Source organism: Brevundimonas sp. (genome assembly GCF_035998205.1).
GTDB lineage: Bacteria > Pseudomonadota > Alphaproteobacteria > Caulobacterales > Caulobacteraceae > Brevundimonas.
In genome coordinates this window covers 217,661-233,491 of the sequence record NZ_DASYHT010000004.1, presented here as the reverse complement: position 1 = coordinate 233,491, position 15,831 = coordinate 217,661, and the positions used below count along the sequence as shown (strand labels likewise).

Here is a 15,831-nt window from a genome sequence, read left to right as displayed (position 1 = left end):
AAAGAAACGGCGGACCCCTCGGGGGATCCGCCGTCAGGTCGTCTCCAGGAGAGGAAGGCGAACTCTAGTAGCGGAAGGTCAGACCCGCGAAGTAGCGACGGCCCGAGTAGACGTCCTCGACCAGACGGATCGAGTCGTTGGTGCTGCGCTCGTTCTCGCCGGTCAGGTTCCGCGCCTCGACGAAGACGGTCAGGCCATCGCGCACCTGATAGGCGGCGCGGGCGTCGAGGTACCCCGTCTCGTCGCGATAGACCGGGTTGCCCCGCGCATCGATCGCCGTCTGCAGGTAGCGGGTGCGGGCGTTGTAGGCGAGGCGGGCGTTCAGCGGGCCTTTGTCATAGTAGACGATGACATTGTAGCTGTGCCGCGACAGCCCCGGGAACGGCAGTTCTTCCTGGGTCAGGGTCGAGAACAGCCCCACATCCTTGGCGTCGCTGAAGGTGTAGTTGACGATGCCGCCGAAGCCGTCGAACGGCGCGGGGAGGAAGGTGAAGGCCGTCTGGGCCGACAGCTCGACGCCCTGGATCCTGGCGCCATTGCCGTTGATGCGCTGGCTCACGTCGAACAGGGTGCCGTCGCCGAACAGGTCGACGTTCTGCACGACAACCGGGCCGACCACGAAGGACTCGATGTCCTTGTAGAAGAAGCCGGCGTTGATGAGCGTGTCGCGGTCCCGGTACCAGCCGATGTTCAGGTCGAACTGGTCGGCGCGGTAAGGTTCCAGGGCCGGGTTGCCGGCGCTGCAGACATCTTCCAGATCATCGGTCAGGCCGATGGCGGTCCGGTTGAAGGTGCAGGTGGCGGCCGGCACGAGGAAGGTCGGGTTCGGGCGGGCCAGAACCTTGGCGTAGCCGAAGCGCGCCACGATCTCCGGGGTCATGTCCAGCGCCACGTTGAAGGTCGGCAGCCAGTCCTCGTACTCGTTCTCCAGGGTCACCATGGTGGTGCCGAGGTTGCGGGTGACGGTGGTGCCCGGCGTGGTCGGACTGTCGATGGTCTCGCGCTGCAGATAGGCGCCCGTCGCATCGAGGATGGTGCGGGTATAGCGCAGGCCGAAGTTGCCGCTGATGGGCATGCCCCAGACCTCGCTGGCCCAGCGCGCCTGGACATAGGCCGCATGGACCGACTCCACTGTGTCGATCGACGGAATCTGGTCGAAGATCCCGACCAGGTCACCGGCGGCCGTGTAGCCGGGCGTGCGCCGGATGTTGTCGCGGTCGAACAGTGACAGGTCCAGACCCGCGTTCCGGGCCGCCAGGGCGAAGCTCGGCGCCAGCCACCCGCGCGGGAGGGTGATCCCCGGGTCGTCCTTGCCGCCCGAGTAGAAGTTGGTCGGCGTGTTCTGCGAGATCTGGCCCAGCAGCGCGAGCAGGTTCGCCTGGGTGAAGGCCGTGTTGTAGGTCGGCGGCAGGGTCAGGGGATTGAAGACTGCCGCACCGTTGGCCGTGATGCCCGGCGTCAGCACGAGGTTGTGCCGCGCCCGGGCGCCCTGGATGATGACGCCGTCCGGATTGGTGTAGCCGCCAACGGCGTACTGCAGCGTGCCTGACGACCGGTACTGGTAGCCGGTCTCGAACAGGGTGAAGAAGCCGGGGCCCGGATCGTAGTCGATGTCGAGCTTGACCGTATCTTCGTCCGTCTCGGTCTCGACGGGCTCGTAGTTCAGCTGCACGGCCGTGGTGGCGTAGTTGGTCCCGGCCCCGTTGTTGGCGAAGTTGGTGTAGGTCGCCAGGTCGCGCGGATCAAAGCCCGTCGGGAAGGTGAAGGCCGGAACACCGCGGTCCGACAGATCGACCCGGATATTCGGGATCGAGGCGTTGAAGGTGATCGAGTTGCTGTCGCTGTTGGCCGCCGCGCGGGTGCGGGCCACCACGCCGTCGATCGTCAGGTTGTCGCTCTTCCACTGGAAGCCGCCGGAGAAATACTGCGACCGGTACTCGTAGTCGAAGGCGCGGTTCTGGGTGCTGAAGATGTTCGCCGCGCCCGCCGAGGCGCTGGTCGAACGGGCGGCGGTGTTGAAGCCGACCACGTTGTGGTCCGCATCGACAGTCGCTGTCAGGGTGCCGGACCCTGCGATCGGCAAGCCATTGCGGTCATAGGTGATCGCGTTCAGGCGGCTCTGGGCCGACGCGTCGACCGTGTAGTTGAAGTCGGTCAGGAACTGCTGGCGATCGTTGACCGTGTAGTCGAGGAAGACCGACAGATTGTCGTTGACCCGGTACTGGGTCGCGATGTTGGCCGAGGTGCGCTGGTCCTCGCGGAACCAGAGCCCGTAGCGCGGGATCGCCGGCACGAAATCGTTCCACTGCGCCAGGCAGTTCTGGATCGCCGCACGGGCGCTGGCGGAGCTGGCGTCGGTCGGACAGTCAGCCTTGCTCGTGACCGAAGCGAAGTTGGGATCCACAAAGGTGCGATCCGGCGAGTTGTCATAGTCGCCCGAAGCCGTCACGCGACCGAGCGTGGCCGCCGCGCCGCTGACCGTCGTCGGATAAAGGCGCCAGTTGGTGCCGCGCAGGAAGTCGCCGCGGGTCTCGTTGTCATCGCGGGTGACGTTGACGATGACCCCGAAACGGTCGTCGAAGAAACGCCGACCGGCGGTGAAGTTGCCGCGGAAGCGGGTCGACTCCTGCAGGTCGAAATACTGGCCCGACGCCGACACGGACAGCAGCGGCCCCCGCAGGTCCAGCGGACGGCGGGTGCGGATGCTGACCGTGCCGCCGACCCCGCCCTCGGTCATGTCGGCGGTGAAGCCCTTGAACACGTCGATCGAGGCGACCAGCTCGGACGCCAGCTCCTGGAAGCTCGCCCCGCGGGCCCCGGTGCCGTTGTTGTTCAAGACGCTGAGACCGTTGATCTCGACGCGGTTCAGGTCGGGCTCGACGCCGCGGATGCTGATCTGGCTGCCTTCGCCGAGGTCACGCGTCAGCGAGACGCCGGTGATGCGCTGCAGCGCCTCGCCGATGTTCTTGTCCGGAAACTGGGACACGTCCTCGGCCACGATGGAGTCCGAGGTCGTCAGCGCATTGCGCTTGCGCTCGATCGCCGAGCGGAGGCTTTCGCGCGTGCCGGTGACGATCACCTCGCCGACCACGGTCGCGTCCTGCGCCGGCGCGGCCTCCTGGGCCGTCGCCGTGCCGGCGGCGCCGAGGGCGATCAGGCCGATCGCGTACAGCGACGAGGCGCTCATGGCCCGGCGCCGGATGGATTGAGAGTCTGGCATGGCTGCCCCCCTGTTGCAGTCCGCGAATCCACGGACACCGCGGGTCCGCCTCTTGGGGGCGATTGGCGCAGTATCCTCCCTGCCGATTTCGGGCCCTGCCGCAGCATCCGGCCAATCTCGACGACGCTCACACTAATGTCATATGATGACATGTCAATGCATAGTATGGAACATTCATCCGGACTGGATCGCCAGTGCGGATCAAGGGGCGGCAGACCCCGGGAGGAAGACCATGAGAGCCCGACGCGTCCCCCTGTGTGTCGTCGCGACCGCCCTTGGCCTGGCGGCAGGCCCGCTGGCGGCCAGCGAGCTGGAGGCGGGCCCCCGGCAACGGGAGAGTCTGGATCGCGGCGTGGTCGCGGCGCCGGCGGTGGACGGCGGTGTCCTCATCAGCTGGCGCCTGCTCGCCAATGACCCGTCGGATCCAGGCTTCGACGTCTTCCGCGACGGCGTGCGGATCAATGCCGCGCCGATTACCGATCGCACCAACCTCGTTGATCCCGAGGGCGGGCCGACAAACACCTATGCCGTCGCTGTCGCCGGCGGAGCATCCGCCAGCGCTCCGGTCAGCCCCTGGACGGCAGGCTACCTGTCCATTCCGCTGCAGCGCCCGGCGCCCGGCGTGAACCCCGACGGCCAGACCTACACCTACAGCGCCAACGACGCGGCGGTCGGCGATCTGGACGGCGACGGGCGTTACGAGATCGTCCTCAAGTGGGATCCCTCGACGTCAAAGGACAACGCCTTCTCCGGCTACTCGGGCGTCGTGATTCTCGACGCCTACACGCTCGAAGGCGAGCGGCTCTGGCGCATCGATCTGGGGCCGAACATCCGCGCCGGGGCGCACTACACCCAGTTCCTGGTGTTCGACTTCGACGGCGACGGCCGGTCGGAGGTCGCCGTCCGGACGTCGGACGGGACCATCGACGGGACCGGGCGGGTCGTCGGCGATCCCGCTGCGGACTGGCGCGAGCATGGCGGCGAAGCCCCCCAGGCCGACCGCACCGGCGCCGCGATCCGCCCCGACGGCAGCCGCTACGCTGATCTCACGGGCCGCATCCTGCGCGGTCCCGAGTATCTGACCGTGTTCGACGGCCGCACCGGCGCCGCCCTGGCCAGCGCCCCCTTCACCCCGGCCCGACACCCGGACACCGACGCCCCGACGACGGAGCAGATGACCGCGCGCTGGGGCGACGGCTACGCCAACCGGTCGGACCGCTTCCTCGCCGGGGTCGCCTATCTCGACGGCCAGCGGCCCAGCATCGTCATGGGGCGCGGCTACTACGCCCGCAGCAGCGTCTCCGCCTGGGACTGGCGCAATGGCCAGCTGACGCAGCGCTGGCTGTTCGACAGCGGCGCGGCAGACGCGCCCTTCTCGGGCCAGGGCAACCACCAGCTGGCCGTCGCCGACGTCGATGCGGATGGCCGCGACGAGATCATCTATGGGGCCATGGCGCTCGACGACGACGGGACCGGCCTGTGGAGCTCGGGCCTGCTGCACGGCGACACCCTGCACGTCGGCGACCTTGATCCCGCCCGGCCCGGGCTGGAGCGGTTCGGCGTCCACGAGAGCCCCGGCCGCAACGGCGGCGTCGGCGCCGCCCTGCTGGACGCCCGCACCGGTGAACGCCTCTGGACCACCCCGGCGACCGCCGACGTCGGCCGCGGCCTGGCCGCCGACATCGACCCGCGCCATGCCGGCGCCGAGGCCTGGGCGAACAACACCGACGAGCTGCGCAACGCGCGCGGCGAGGTCATCGGGACCCGCCCGCGCCAGGTCAACTTCGCCATCTGGTGGGATGGCGATCCGCTGCGCGAGCTGCTCGACGGCAACGCCATCTGGAAATGGAACTGGCAGACCGAAGCCTCGGAGCTCCTGCTGCGCGCCGAGGGCGCCGCGTCCAACAACGGCACCAAGGCCACCCCTGCCCTGTCCGCGGACCTGATCGGCGACTGGCGCGAGGAAGTGCTGTGGCGCGCCGCCGATGACTCCGAGCTGCGCCTCTATGTGACGCCGTTCCCGACCGACAGCCGGCGCGTCACCCTGATGCAGGACCCGGTCTACCGCCTCGCGGTCGCTTGGCAGAACATCGCCTACAACCAGCCGCCGCACCCGGGCGTGTTCATCGGCGCAAGCCAGACCCCGGAAGCACCTTGACCCCCGGCAGCCCCGTCCAGACCCGAAGGTTCCCCATGAACATCCGTCTGCTCAGTGTCCTGACCACCGCCATCGGGCTGGCGCTCGCCGCCCCCGTCGCCGGCCGGCCTGTCGAGGCGCAGGCCGCGCCTCAGGAGTCCGCCAATCCGCCCTATGTCCTGACCGCCTTCCGCAACGGCGACGCCCGGACCATGAGCGTCTGGACGTCTCGGGACGCCGCGACGTTCGCCCCGCTGGACCTGACCGCCTACACTCCGCCGAGCGGGCTGATCCGGGATCCGAGCCTGATCCGTCACAGCGATGGCTGGTACCACGTGGTCTACACCACGGACTGGAACAACAACGAGATCGGCTTCGCGCGCAGCCGCGACCTGACCAGCTGGTCGCATGTGCAGAACCTGCGGGTGCCGCTGGAGGGAGTCACCAACACCTGGGCCCCGGAGTGGTTCGTCGACGAGGACGGGACCACCCACATCATCTATTCGATCTCGCACAACGGCCCGCACGGGCAGTTCCAGCCCCATGTCATCACGGCGCTCGATGACACCCTGACCCGATGGAGCGCGCCGCGGCCGCTGGCGGGTCTGGGGCCGAACTACATCGACACCTTCATCGTCCGCGAGGGCGGCCTCTACCAGGCCTTCATCAAGAACGAGACGACCAAGTTCATCGAACGCGCCACGGCGCACGCCCTTGAAGGCCCCTGGACGGTGGTGGACACCGGCGACTGGGCCGGGTGGGGCAGTTTCGTCGAAGGCCAGGCGCTGGTCCGTCGCCCGGACGGCGGATGGCGCATCTACTTCGACGAATATGTCCAGCGTCGCTACTGGTACAGCGACAGCGAGGACCTGCGGCGCTGGTCGCCGCGGGCGGAGTTGCCCGGCCTGTCCGGCGTCGCGCGGCACTTCACCGTGCTGAACCGCGCGGCGGCCGCCCCGCCGCCCCGCTCGCCGCCGGTGGCGAACCAGATCACCTGGGACAGCCGCTCGCTGATGATCAACGGCGAGCGGACCTTCATCTGGGGCGGCGAGATGCACGCCTTCCGCCTGCCCAGCCCCGCCCTCTGGCGCGACGTGCTGCAGAAGCTGAAGGCCAGCGGCTACAACACCGTCGCCTTCTACTTCGCCTGGGGCTACCACTCCGCCGCGCCCGGCCAGTACGATTTCAGCGGCGTGCGCGACATGGACCTGCTGCTGCGCATGGCCGCCGAGGAAGGCCTCTATGTCATCGTCAGGCCGGGCCCCTACATCAACTCGGAGCTGACCCGCGGCGGCTTCCCGCAGTGGCTGACGACCCAGTCTGCGCGCTCGCGGACCGATGCGCCCGAGTATCTCCAGGCCGCCGAGGAATGGTTCGGAGAGATCAACGCCATCATCGCCCGCCACCAGCTGACCGACGGCGGCGGCACCGTCATCGCCTACCAGATCGAGAATGAACTCGACGTCGTGTCGCCGGCCCACGCCCGCTACATGCAGCGCCTCTACGACCGCGCCCGCGAGGACGGCATCACCGTGCCGATCTTCCACAATGACAAGGGCCGCAACGGCATCTGGACGCCGCGCGAGAGCGAGGTGCCGGGGGTCATTCCGGGGCCGGTCGACATCTATGCCTTCGACGGCTACCCGGGCGGCGGCTGCAACGCCGACGGCACGGTCGGCCGGCCGAACGTGGCCCCGGACTGGGGCATCTATGGCGTCGGCGGCGGCCGCGGCGGCTCCAGCGCCTCGCCCGGCACGCCCGGCTTCGTCGCCGAGTTCGGCGGCGGCTGGTTCGATCACTGGGGCTCGAACGGCCTCTATCCCTGCATCGCCGAGCGGATCGGATCGGGCTACCAGCGCGTCTTCTACGGCACCAACATCGCCAACGCCCTGACCCTGCAGAACTTCTACATGACGTTCGGCGGGACCTCGTGGGGCTGGCTCCCCGCCCCGGTGGTCTACACCTCCTACGACTATGGTGCGGCGATCGACGAGGCGCGCGGCCTGCGGGACAAGGCCCGCACCATGAAGCAGATGGGGCAGTTCCTCGAACGCACCGGACCGCTCATCGCCGGGATGCAGAAGGGCTGGGCCCAGCCGCCCTCCAATCCGCATGTCCGCGTCTATCACAACCACGAGCCGGACTCGGGCACGCACCTGTATGTGACGGTGCCCAATCCCTCGAACCGGCTGGGCGACGAGTCCTTCACCCTGGAGATCGCCACCCGCGACGGGACCTACACCGCCCCGCAGGCCGGAACCCTACGTCTGCGCGGCCAGGACGCCAAGCTGCTGATCGCCGCCTACGATCTCGAGCGCCAGCGGCTGGTCTATTCGACCTCCGAGCTGCAGACCCATCTGCAGCAGGGCGAGCAGGACGTGGCGCTGTTCTACGGCCGGGCCGGCGAGGACGGCGAAACGGTGCTGCGCTACGCCTCCCCCCCGTCGGTCGAGGTTCTGGCCGGCGATGTGGCCCATGTGTTTGACGCCGCCTCGGGCGATCTGCGGCTGAACTATGTGCACAACGGCCTGGCGCGGGTCCGCATCAGCGGCGGCGGCCGGCCGCCCCTGCTCCTGCTGATCGGCGACGTCGCGGCGGGCCAGACCTTCTGGCGGCAGGAGACGGCGGCGGGCGCGACGCTCCAGCGCGGCCCGACCCTCGTGCGCCGGGCCGGCGTCGAGGGCGCGGTGCTGACGCTGACCGGCGACACGGAGACAGACACCCCGCTGGAGGTCTGGGCTCCGCCGGGCGTCAGCGAAGTGACCTGGAACGGCGAGGCCGTGCCCCTCGCCCCGGCGCCGGGCGGCAGCCTGCTGGCGGCGCAGCCGCTGGCCGGCCCGGACCCCGTCGTCCTGCCCGACCTCACCCGCGCCGTCTGGCGCTTCCGCGACGGCGCGCCCGAAGCGTCGCCGGACTTCGACGACAGCGGCTGGCGCGTGGCGGACAGCCGCCGCACGGCCAGCACCAGCCGCCCGGCGCCCGGTCAGCCAATCCTGACTATGGACGACTATGGCTTCCACCATGGCGACGTCTGGTACCGCGGACGCTTCGAGGGTGGTCAGGGGGCCGAGCGCCTGAGCCTGCACTACGGGGCCGGCGGCGCCGGGATGATCCAGGTCTGGCTGGACGGCCGCTTCCTCGGGCAGCACGAGCTGGCGACCAACCTGACCTTCCCGATGACCACCGGGACCGCCGACTTCGTCATCCCCGAGGACCTCCGCGGTCCCGGCGAGCGCGTTCTGGCGGTGATGGTGCGCAACAACGGCCACAACTGGAACCTCGACGCCAACGAGGCCCACAAGGAGGGCCGCGGCCTGATCCAGGCGTCGCTGACCCGGCCGGGCGGTCCGGTGTTCGAGTTCCCGATCGCCTGGCGCATCCAGGGCGCCCGGGGCGGCCAGGCCCTGGCCGATCCGGTGCGGGGGCCGATGAACAATGGCGGCCTGTTCGGCGAGCGCGAGGGCTGGCACCTGCCGGAGCATGACGACTCGGGCTGGACGTCCCGCCCCGCCCGGGTCGAGCCCGGCGAGTACTGGCTGCGCACCGAGGTCGACCTCGACCTCCCCGAAGGCCACGACCACTCGCTCGGCCTGACGATCGGCGATCCGTCGACGCCGCGGTCGCCGGGCGCCTACCGGGTGCTGATCTTCGTCAACGGCTGGCACATGGGCCAGTTCGTCTCGAACATCGGCCCGCAGCGGACCTTCGTCCTGCCCACCGGAGTCATCAATCCGAACGGCCGCAACGTCATCGCCCTGGCCGTGACCAGCGACGGGGCCCCGGAGAACGCGCTGGAGGACGTGCGGCTGGTGGCCCTGCGCACGGCACGCGGCGGGCCCCCGCCGCTTGCGGCGGCGACGCCGTGAGCCCCGGACCGGCGACACGACGCGGCGTGCTGGCGCTGGGAGCCGGCGGGGCCATCGCCCTCGCCGGCTGCGCCCGATCCCTGACCGGCGGCGGGCCCGTCCCCGGCCCGCGCCTGTACGCCGACGACTTCCGCGACGGGCCCGACCGCTGGCGGGTCGAGCTGGAGCGCGGCGGCGCCGTCTCCATGCGCGACGGCGTCATGGAGATCGACACCGAAGGCGGCTGCACCGTCTGGTTCCGCGAGGAGCTGCGAGGGCCTGCCGTGATCCGCTACGACGCCGTCGCGGTGGCCGAGGGCGGCCCCCATGACCGGGTCAGCGACCTGAACTGCTTCTGGATGGCGACCGACCCCGGGGCTCCACCCGGCACGCCCCCGCGGCCGCGCAGCGGGGCCTTCGCCGACTATGACGACCTGCTGGCCTACTATGTGGGCCAGGGCGGCAACGGCAACACGACCACCCGGATGCGGCGCTACATCGGCGAGCCTGCCAACCGGCCCCTGCTGCCGCAACATGACCTGTCAGCGCCCGAGCACATGCTTCGGCCCAACATCCGTCAGACGGTGAGCCTCGTCGCCGCGGGCCCGCGCATCGCCTACTGGCGGGATGACGTCCGCGTCTTCGCCCTCGACGATCCCCAGCCCTACACGCGCGGCTGGTTCGGCGTCCGCACCACCGCCAGCCGCCTGCGGATCTCGAACTTCCGCGTTCACGCGCTGGGGACGGACGACAGGCCCGGCTAGCCGCCGGCGCGCCCACCGGCCGCGAGGTGGAACACGGGCGTCAGCTCGACCTGCACCGGCACATTGTCCGGGTGGGTCTGCATGATGTCCGCCATCATCGCCCACCAGCGCTGCATCACCTCCGTCTCCGGCAGGCGGTCGAGGCTGTGATCGACCCGGCGGCGCAGCACCGCGAACAGGTGATGGCTCTGCGGGTCCAGCCAGATGCGATAGTCGATCACCCCGGCGGCGATCAGCGCCTCGGTCAGCTCCGGCCAGATGTCGTCATGCCGCTGGCGATAGGCTTCCGCCTGCCCGGGGTTCAGGACCATGCGGAAGGCGATGGTCTCGTCGGCCTCGGCGCTCATTGCAGGTTCACGAAGGCGCCGCCGTCGACCAGCAGGGCCGCCCCGGTGACATAGGCGGCGAGGTCGGAGGCGAGGAAGACGATCGGCCCGGCGAGGTCGTCGGGCGCCCCGAGCCGGCCCAGCGGGATGCGGCCCGACATGTAGGCCCGCTTGCCCGGGTCGGCGAGGTCCTCGCGGTTGATGTCGGTCTCGATGGTGCCCGGCAGCACCGAGTTGCAGCGGATGCCCTTCGGCCCGAGAGCGATGGCGCACGACTGCATCAGCGAGTGCACCCCCGCCTTGGTCGGGGTGTAGTGGGTCTGCATGCCGCCGCCGACGAGGGCGCTGATCGAGCTGACGGCGATGATCGCCCCGCCGTGGCCCTGGGCGACCATCTGGTTGGCCGCCGCCTGGGTCATGTACCAGGCCCCGTGCAGGTTCACCCGGAGGGTGCGTTCCAGCACCTCGCGCGGCATGTCGAGGAAGCCGTGGAACGGGCAGATGCCGGCGTTGCTGACGAAGACGTCGACCTTGCCGAAGGCCTTGACCGCGGCGTCGACGAACCGCGGCGCCTCGTCCGGGTCGGCGACGTCACCCCGGACGGCGATGGCGCGGCGGCCGAGCGCCTCGATCTCCCGCACGGCGCTGGCGGCCCCCGCCTCATCGTTCAGGTAGTTGATCGCCACATCGGCGCCGTGCCTGGCGCACCCGATCGCCGCAGCGCGGCCAATGCCGCCCGAGGCTCCGGTGATCAGGACTGTCTTGCCTTCCAGCAGCATGGCGCCTCCATGGGGTCAGGTTCGGGATGAGCGTTTGGGTTTCGCCGGCGCAGGCACGGCTTCCGGGCGCCAGCCCAGTTCGCGGCTGATGGCCTCGGCGGTGGCGCAGACCTCCTGCGGCAGGGACGCCATCCGGTGGTCGTCCATGTACTGGGCCGCGCTGGACAGGCTGATGGCCCCCACGATCCGCCCGCCGACATCCCGGATCGGCGCGGCGACGCAGCGGATGCGGTCCTCGTTCTCCTCGAGGTCGAAGGCGTGGCCCGCGGCCGCATAGGCGCGCATGCGCGTCAGCCACTCCTCACGGTCGAGTGCGCTGCGGGCGTGCGCCTCTTCCACGTCGAACATCTCGGCCCAGCGCGCTTCGGTCTCGTCCAGCAGCAGGGCCTTGCCGAGGCCGGTCGAGCGCAGCGGCTGGCGTTCGCCGACGCGCGAGCTGATCTCGATGCGGCGCCGGCCGGGGATCTTGTCGAGATAGAGCGCGCGGCCGTGGTCCATCACCCCGAGATGAATGGTGTCCTCGGTCGCCGCCGACAGGGCCTCCAGGTGCGGCCGCGCCACGCGCGGGAGATCCTTCTGCTGCTGGGCCTTGAAGCCGAGCTCCAGCAGCCGCGGCCCGAGGGTGTAGCCCTCGCGCGGCAGGAAGTTGAGGTACTGGCGATCCACCAGCGCGGAGGCGAGACGGTGCGTCGTGCTGCGGTTCAGTCCCACCGCCGCCGCCAGGTCGGCGAGGCTGATGGTGCCGTCCGCCGTCGCCTCGATCACGTCGAGCCCGCGCAGCAGGGTCTGGCTGCTCGACGATTTCGCGCGTTCAGCCGTCCCGGCGTCCATGGTGCGTGTTGACGTCGATATTCTCATCTCGTAACTTCTTATTTCATATGCTGACACAACAGACAAGCTATCGGCCGGCGGGATGGAAGGGGACGACGGGCTGAAAAAGCGGCCCGACTCAGACGCTGACCACCAAAATCCCCTACAAGTATCTCATATATTGATATCCGGAGATCAGACCGCAATGGGCTTCCCCCTCATCCGTCAGGTGCGGGCCTTCGTCGTCCGGGGCGGCGGCGCCGACTACCACGACCAGGGCGAGGGCCACTGGATCGACGACCATATCGCCACGCCGATGTCGCGCTATCCGGAGTACCGGCAAAGCCGCCAGAGCTTCGGCATCAATGTGCTGGGCACCCTCGTCGTCGAGATCGAGGCGACCGACGGCACGGTCGGCTTCGCCGTGACCACCGGCGGCGAGCCGGCCGCCTACATCGTCGAGAAGCACCTCGCCCGCTTCCTCGTCGGCCGGTCGCCGACCGAGATCGAGAAAATCTGGGACCAGATGTACTTCTCGACCCAGTACTACGGCCGCAAGGGGCTGGTCGTGAACGCCCTCAGCGGCGTGGACCTCGCCCTGTGGGACCTGCTGGGCAAGCTGCGCGGCGAGCCGGTCTATCACATGCTCGGCGGCGCGGTGCGCGACGAGCTCAGCTTCTACGCCACCGGCGCTCGCCCCGACCTGGCCAAGCAGCTCGGCTTCATCGGCGGCAAGATGCCCCTGCACCATGGCCCGGCCGAGGGCGAGGAAGGGCTGCGCAAGAACCTGCTCGAGCTGGAGACGATGCGGAACCGCGTCGGCGAGGACTTCTGGCTGATGTTCGACTGCTGGATGTCGCTGGACCTGAACTACGCGACCCGCCTGGCGCACAAGGCCCACGCCTATGGCCTGAAGTGGATCGAGGAGGCGCTCAGCCCCGACGACTACTGGGGCTATCGCGACCTCAAGGCCCGCGCGCCGGACGGCATGCTGGTGACGACCGGCGAGCATGAGGCGACCCGCTGGGGCTTCCGCATGCTGCTGGAGATGGAGTGCTGCGACATCATCCAGCCGGACGTGGGCTGGTGCGGCGGCCTGACCGAACTGATCAAGATCTCCGCCCTCGCCGACAGCCGCGGGGTGATGGTCATTCCGCACGGCTCGAGCGTCTACAGCTACCACTTCGTGGTCACCCGCCAAAACAGCCCGTTCGCCGAGTTCCTGATGATGGCCCCGGGCGCCGACGAGGTCGTGCCCATGTTCCAGCCGCTGCTGCTGGACGAGCCGGTGCCGGTCAACGGCCGGCTGAAGGTGCCCGACGCGCCGGGCTTCGGCGTGGCGCTGAACCCGGCCGTTCCCCTGCACCGCCCCTACGCCGCCTGATCCGGAGCCTCGCACTGACATGAAACTTCTGCGCTACGGGCCCAAGGGTCATGAGAAGCCCGGGCTGCTCGACGGCCAGGGCGTGCTGCGTGACCTGTCAGGCCATGTCGCCGACATCACGCCGGATCTGCTTCATGGCGAGGGCCTCGCCCGGCTGCGGCGCATCGCCGTGGACTCCCTGCCGGTCGTCGAGGGCGATCCCCGCCTCGGCGTGCCGCTCTCGGGCAGCCGCAAGTTCATCGCCATCGGCCTGAACTTCGCCGACCACGCCGCCGAATCCGGGCTGCCAGAGCCGGACGAGCCGGTCGTCTTCATGAAGGCGATCAGCTGCCTGAACGGCCCGAACGACGAGGTGATGATCCCGCGCGGGTCGGAGAAGACCGACTGGGAGGTCGAGCTGGGCATCGTCATCGGCAAGCCGGCGTCCTATGTCGAGGAGGCCGACGCCCTCGATCACGTGGCCGGCTATGTGCTGATCAACGACGTCTCCGAGCGCGCCTTCCAGACAGAACGGGGCGGCACCTGGGACAAGGGCAAGGGCTGCGACACCTTCGGGCCGGTCGGCCCCTGGCTGGTCACCGCCGACGAGGTCGCCGACGTCCAGAACCTCGACATGTGGCTGGACCTGAACGGCAAGCGGATGCAGACCGGCAACACCCGCACAATGATCTTCGGCGTGGCCGAGATCGTGGCCTACGTCAGCCAGTTCATGACGCTGGAGCCCGGCGACCTGATCACCACGGGCACCCCGCCGGGCGTTGGCCTCGGCCAGAAGCCCGCGCCCTTCTACCTGAAGCCGGGGGACGTCATGCGGCTCGGCATCGAGGGCCTCGGGGAGCAACAACAGACGGTCGTCGCCTGGCGCGCCGCCGGCGCGGGAGCAGGCCAATGACCGCATCAGTCGGACGGTTCGACGGCCGCTGCGCCGTCATCACCGGCGGCGCCTCCGGCGTGGGCCGGGCGGCGGCGGCCCGGATCATCGCCGAGGGCGGCCAGGTCTGCCTCTGGGACCTCGACGCCGGCGTCCTGGCGGAGGTCGCGCGGGAGATCGGGGCGAGCAACTTCCAGGCGGTCGACGTCTCGGACCCCGACGCCGTACAGCGCGCCGCCGACGCCAGCGCAGCGGCGATGGGCCGGATCGACATCCTGATCGCCGGGGCCGGCGTGACCGGCGCCACCGGCCCTGTCTGGGAGTACCCGATCGACAGCTGGCGCCGGGTCATCGACATCAACCTGAACGGCGCCTTCTACTGCTGCCGGGCCCTGGTCCCGCACATGGTGCGCAACGGCTACGGGCGGATCGTCAATGTCTCGTCGGTGGCGGGCAAGGAGGGCAATCCCAACGCCTCGGCCTATTCGGCCTCCAAGGCCGGCCTGCTGGGCCTGACCAAGTCGCTGGGCAAGGAGCTGGCCCAGACCGGCGTGCTGGTGAACGCCGTCACCCCGGCCACGTTCAACAGCCCGATCCTGTCGCAGCTGCCCCAGAGCCAGATCGACTATATGCGCTCGAAGATCCCCATGGGACGGCTTGGCGAGATGGACGAGGTCGCCGCCCTGATCTGCTGGCTGGCCAGCGCCGAGTGCAGCTTCTCCACCGCCGCCACCTTCGACATCTCCGGCGGCCGCACGACCTACTGAGGAGCCCGCCGGGTGGCCCACGACTTGCCGATCATCGATCCCCACCAGCACCTGTGGGACTTCACGCGGCAGCACTACGCCTGGCTGATGGACAGTCCCCTGCCCCCCAATCCGGCGGGGGACTGCGCCCCCATCGCCCGGCCCTACGGCCTCGACGACTATCTGCGCGATGTGGCCGGCTGGAACGTGGTCGGGACCGTCCATGTCGACGCCGGCGCTGACGCAGCCCAGGCCGTGGACGAGACCCGCTGGCTCGAGGAGATCGCGTCGGCCCGCGGCATGCCGGACGGCCTCGTCGCCTTCGCCGCCCTCGACCGGCCGGAGGCCGAGGTCGAGGCGGTGCTGGCGGCCCATGTCGCGGCCTCATCGCGCGTCCGGGGGATCCGCCAGATCATCAACTGGCACCGGGATCCCGCCCGCACCTACACGCCCCGGGACCTGCTGCAGGACGACCGCTGGCGCGCCGGCTTCGCCCTGTTGCGCAAGTACGACCTGTCGTTCGACCTGCAGATCTACCCGTCGCAGATGCCCGAGGCGGCGCGCCTGGCCGCCCGGCATCCGGACACGCAGCTGATCCTCAACCACACCGGCATGCCGACCGACCGCGACGCGGACGGGCTGGCGACCTGGCGCGAGGGCATGGCCCTGCTGGCGGCCCGGCCGAATGTGGCGGTCAAGATCTCCGGCCTGGCGATGATCGACCGAAGCTGGACCCCCGCCTCGATCCGCCCGTTTGTCCTGACCGCCATCGAGCTGTTCGGCCCGGACCGCGCCATGTTCGCCAGCAACTTCCCGGTCGACCGGCTGTACGGCGACTTCAGCCGTCACTTCGAGGCCTATGACGCGATCACCGCCGGCTTCACCGACAGCGAACGCCGCCAGCTGTTCGCCGATACGGCAAGGGCCATCTACAGGCTCTGACGGCGGC

Annotated in this window: 11 protein-coding genes; 7 read left to right on the top strand and 4 right to left on the bottom strand. The window is 69.7% G+C overall.

What is annotated here, in order from left to right:
- Positions 1–64: 64 nt before the first annotated feature.
- Positions 65–3,187: a TonB-dependent receptor gene (locus VGN74_RS03745; protein ID WP_327446015.1), complete on the bottom strand. Its 3,123-nt coding sequence runs from the start codon at positions 3,185–3,187 to the stop codon at positions 65–67.
- A gap of 265 nt (positions 3,188–3,452) precedes the next feature.
- On the opposite strand from VGN74_RS03745, the gene VGN74_RS03740 reads away from it, so the two are divergent.
- The 3 genes from VGN74_RS03740 to VGN74_RS03730 are packed head-to-tail and all read left to right on the top strand — an operon-like array spanning position 3,453 to position 9,966.
- Entirely contained in the window at positions 3,453–5,378 is a 1,926-nt protein-coding gene (locus tag VGN74_RS03740; RefSeq protein ID WP_327446014.1) for a rhamnogalacturonan lyase, read from the top strand.
- Positions 5,379–5,413: 35 nt separating this feature from the next.
- Positions 5,414–9,223 (top strand): beta-galactosidase, encoded by a 3,810-nt coding sequence (locus tag VGN74_RS03735; protein WP_327446013.1) that lies wholly within the window; start codon positions 5,414–5,416, stop codon positions 9,221–9,223.
- Entirely contained in the window at positions 9,220–9,966 is a 747-nt protein-coding gene (locus tag VGN74_RS03730; RefSeq protein WP_327446012.1) for a DUF6250 domain-containing protein, read from the top strand. Before VGN74_RS03735 ends, VGN74_RS03730 begins: the two co-directional genes overlap by 4 nt.
- On the opposite strand, the gene rhaM is transcribed toward VGN74_RS03730, so the two are convergent.
- The 3 genes from rhaM to VGN74_RS03715 are packed head-to-tail and all read right to left on the bottom strand — an operon-like array spanning position 9,963 to position 11,902.
- Positions 9,963–10,313 carry an L-rhamnose mutarotase gene (rhaM, locus tag VGN74_RS03725; RefSeq protein WP_327446011.1) on the bottom strand — a complete coding sequence of 117 codons (351 nt, stop codon included), beginning with the start codon at positions 10,311–10,313 and terminating at the stop codon, positions 9,963–9,965. The two genes, VGN74_RS03730 and rhaM, sit on opposite strands and share 4 nt — an antisense overlap.
- Positions 10,310–11,071: an SDR family NAD(P)-dependent oxidoreductase gene (locus VGN74_RS03720; protein ID WP_327446010.1), complete on the bottom strand. Its 762-nt coding sequence runs from the start codon at positions 11,069–11,071 to the stop codon at positions 10,310–10,312. Before VGN74_RS03720 ends, rhaM begins: the two co-directional genes overlap by 4 nt.
- Before the next feature lie 15 nt (positions 11,072–11,086).
- Complete coding sequence (locus VGN74_RS03715; protein ID WP_327446009.1) at positions 11,087–11,902, bottom strand: IclR family transcriptional regulator; 816 nt, start codon at positions 11,900–11,902, stop codon at positions 11,087–11,089.
- A 184-nt stretch (positions 11,903–12,086) separates the two neighbouring features.
- Here VGN74_RS03715 and rhmD point away from each other — a divergent pair, with 184 nt between their 5' ends.
- The 4 genes from rhmD to VGN74_RS03695 are packed head-to-tail and all read left to right on the top strand — an operon-like array spanning position 12,087 to position 15,824.
- Positions 12,087–13,265, top strand: a complete 1,179-nt coding sequence (rhmD, locus tag VGN74_RS03710) for an L-rhamnonate dehydratase (RefSeq protein ID WP_327446008.1) — start codon at positions 12,087–12,089, stop codon at positions 13,263–13,265.
- Between the two features lie 19 nt (positions 13,266–13,284).
- Positions 13,285–14,157 carry a fumarylacetoacetate hydrolase family protein gene (locus tag VGN74_RS03705; protein WP_327446007.1) on the top strand — a complete coding sequence of 291 codons (873 nt, stop codon included), beginning with the start codon at positions 13,285–13,287 and terminating at the stop codon, positions 14,155–14,157.
- The gene (locus VGN74_RS03700) at positions 14,154–14,903 is read left to right on the top strand and encodes an SDR family NAD(P)-dependent oxidoreductase (RefSeq protein WP_327446006.1); all 750 of its coding nucleotides are present in this window, start codon (positions 14,154–14,156) and stop codon (positions 14,901–14,903) included. Before VGN74_RS03705 ends, VGN74_RS03700 begins: the two co-directional genes overlap by 4 nt.
- A gap of 12 nt (positions 14,904–14,915) precedes the next feature.
- On the top strand, positions 14,916–15,824 hold the full coding sequence (locus VGN74_RS03695; protein WP_327446005.1) for an amidohydrolase family protein: 909 nt from the start codon (positions 14,916–14,918) through the stop codon (positions 15,822–15,824).
- Positions 15,825–15,831: the final 7 nt, after the last annotated feature.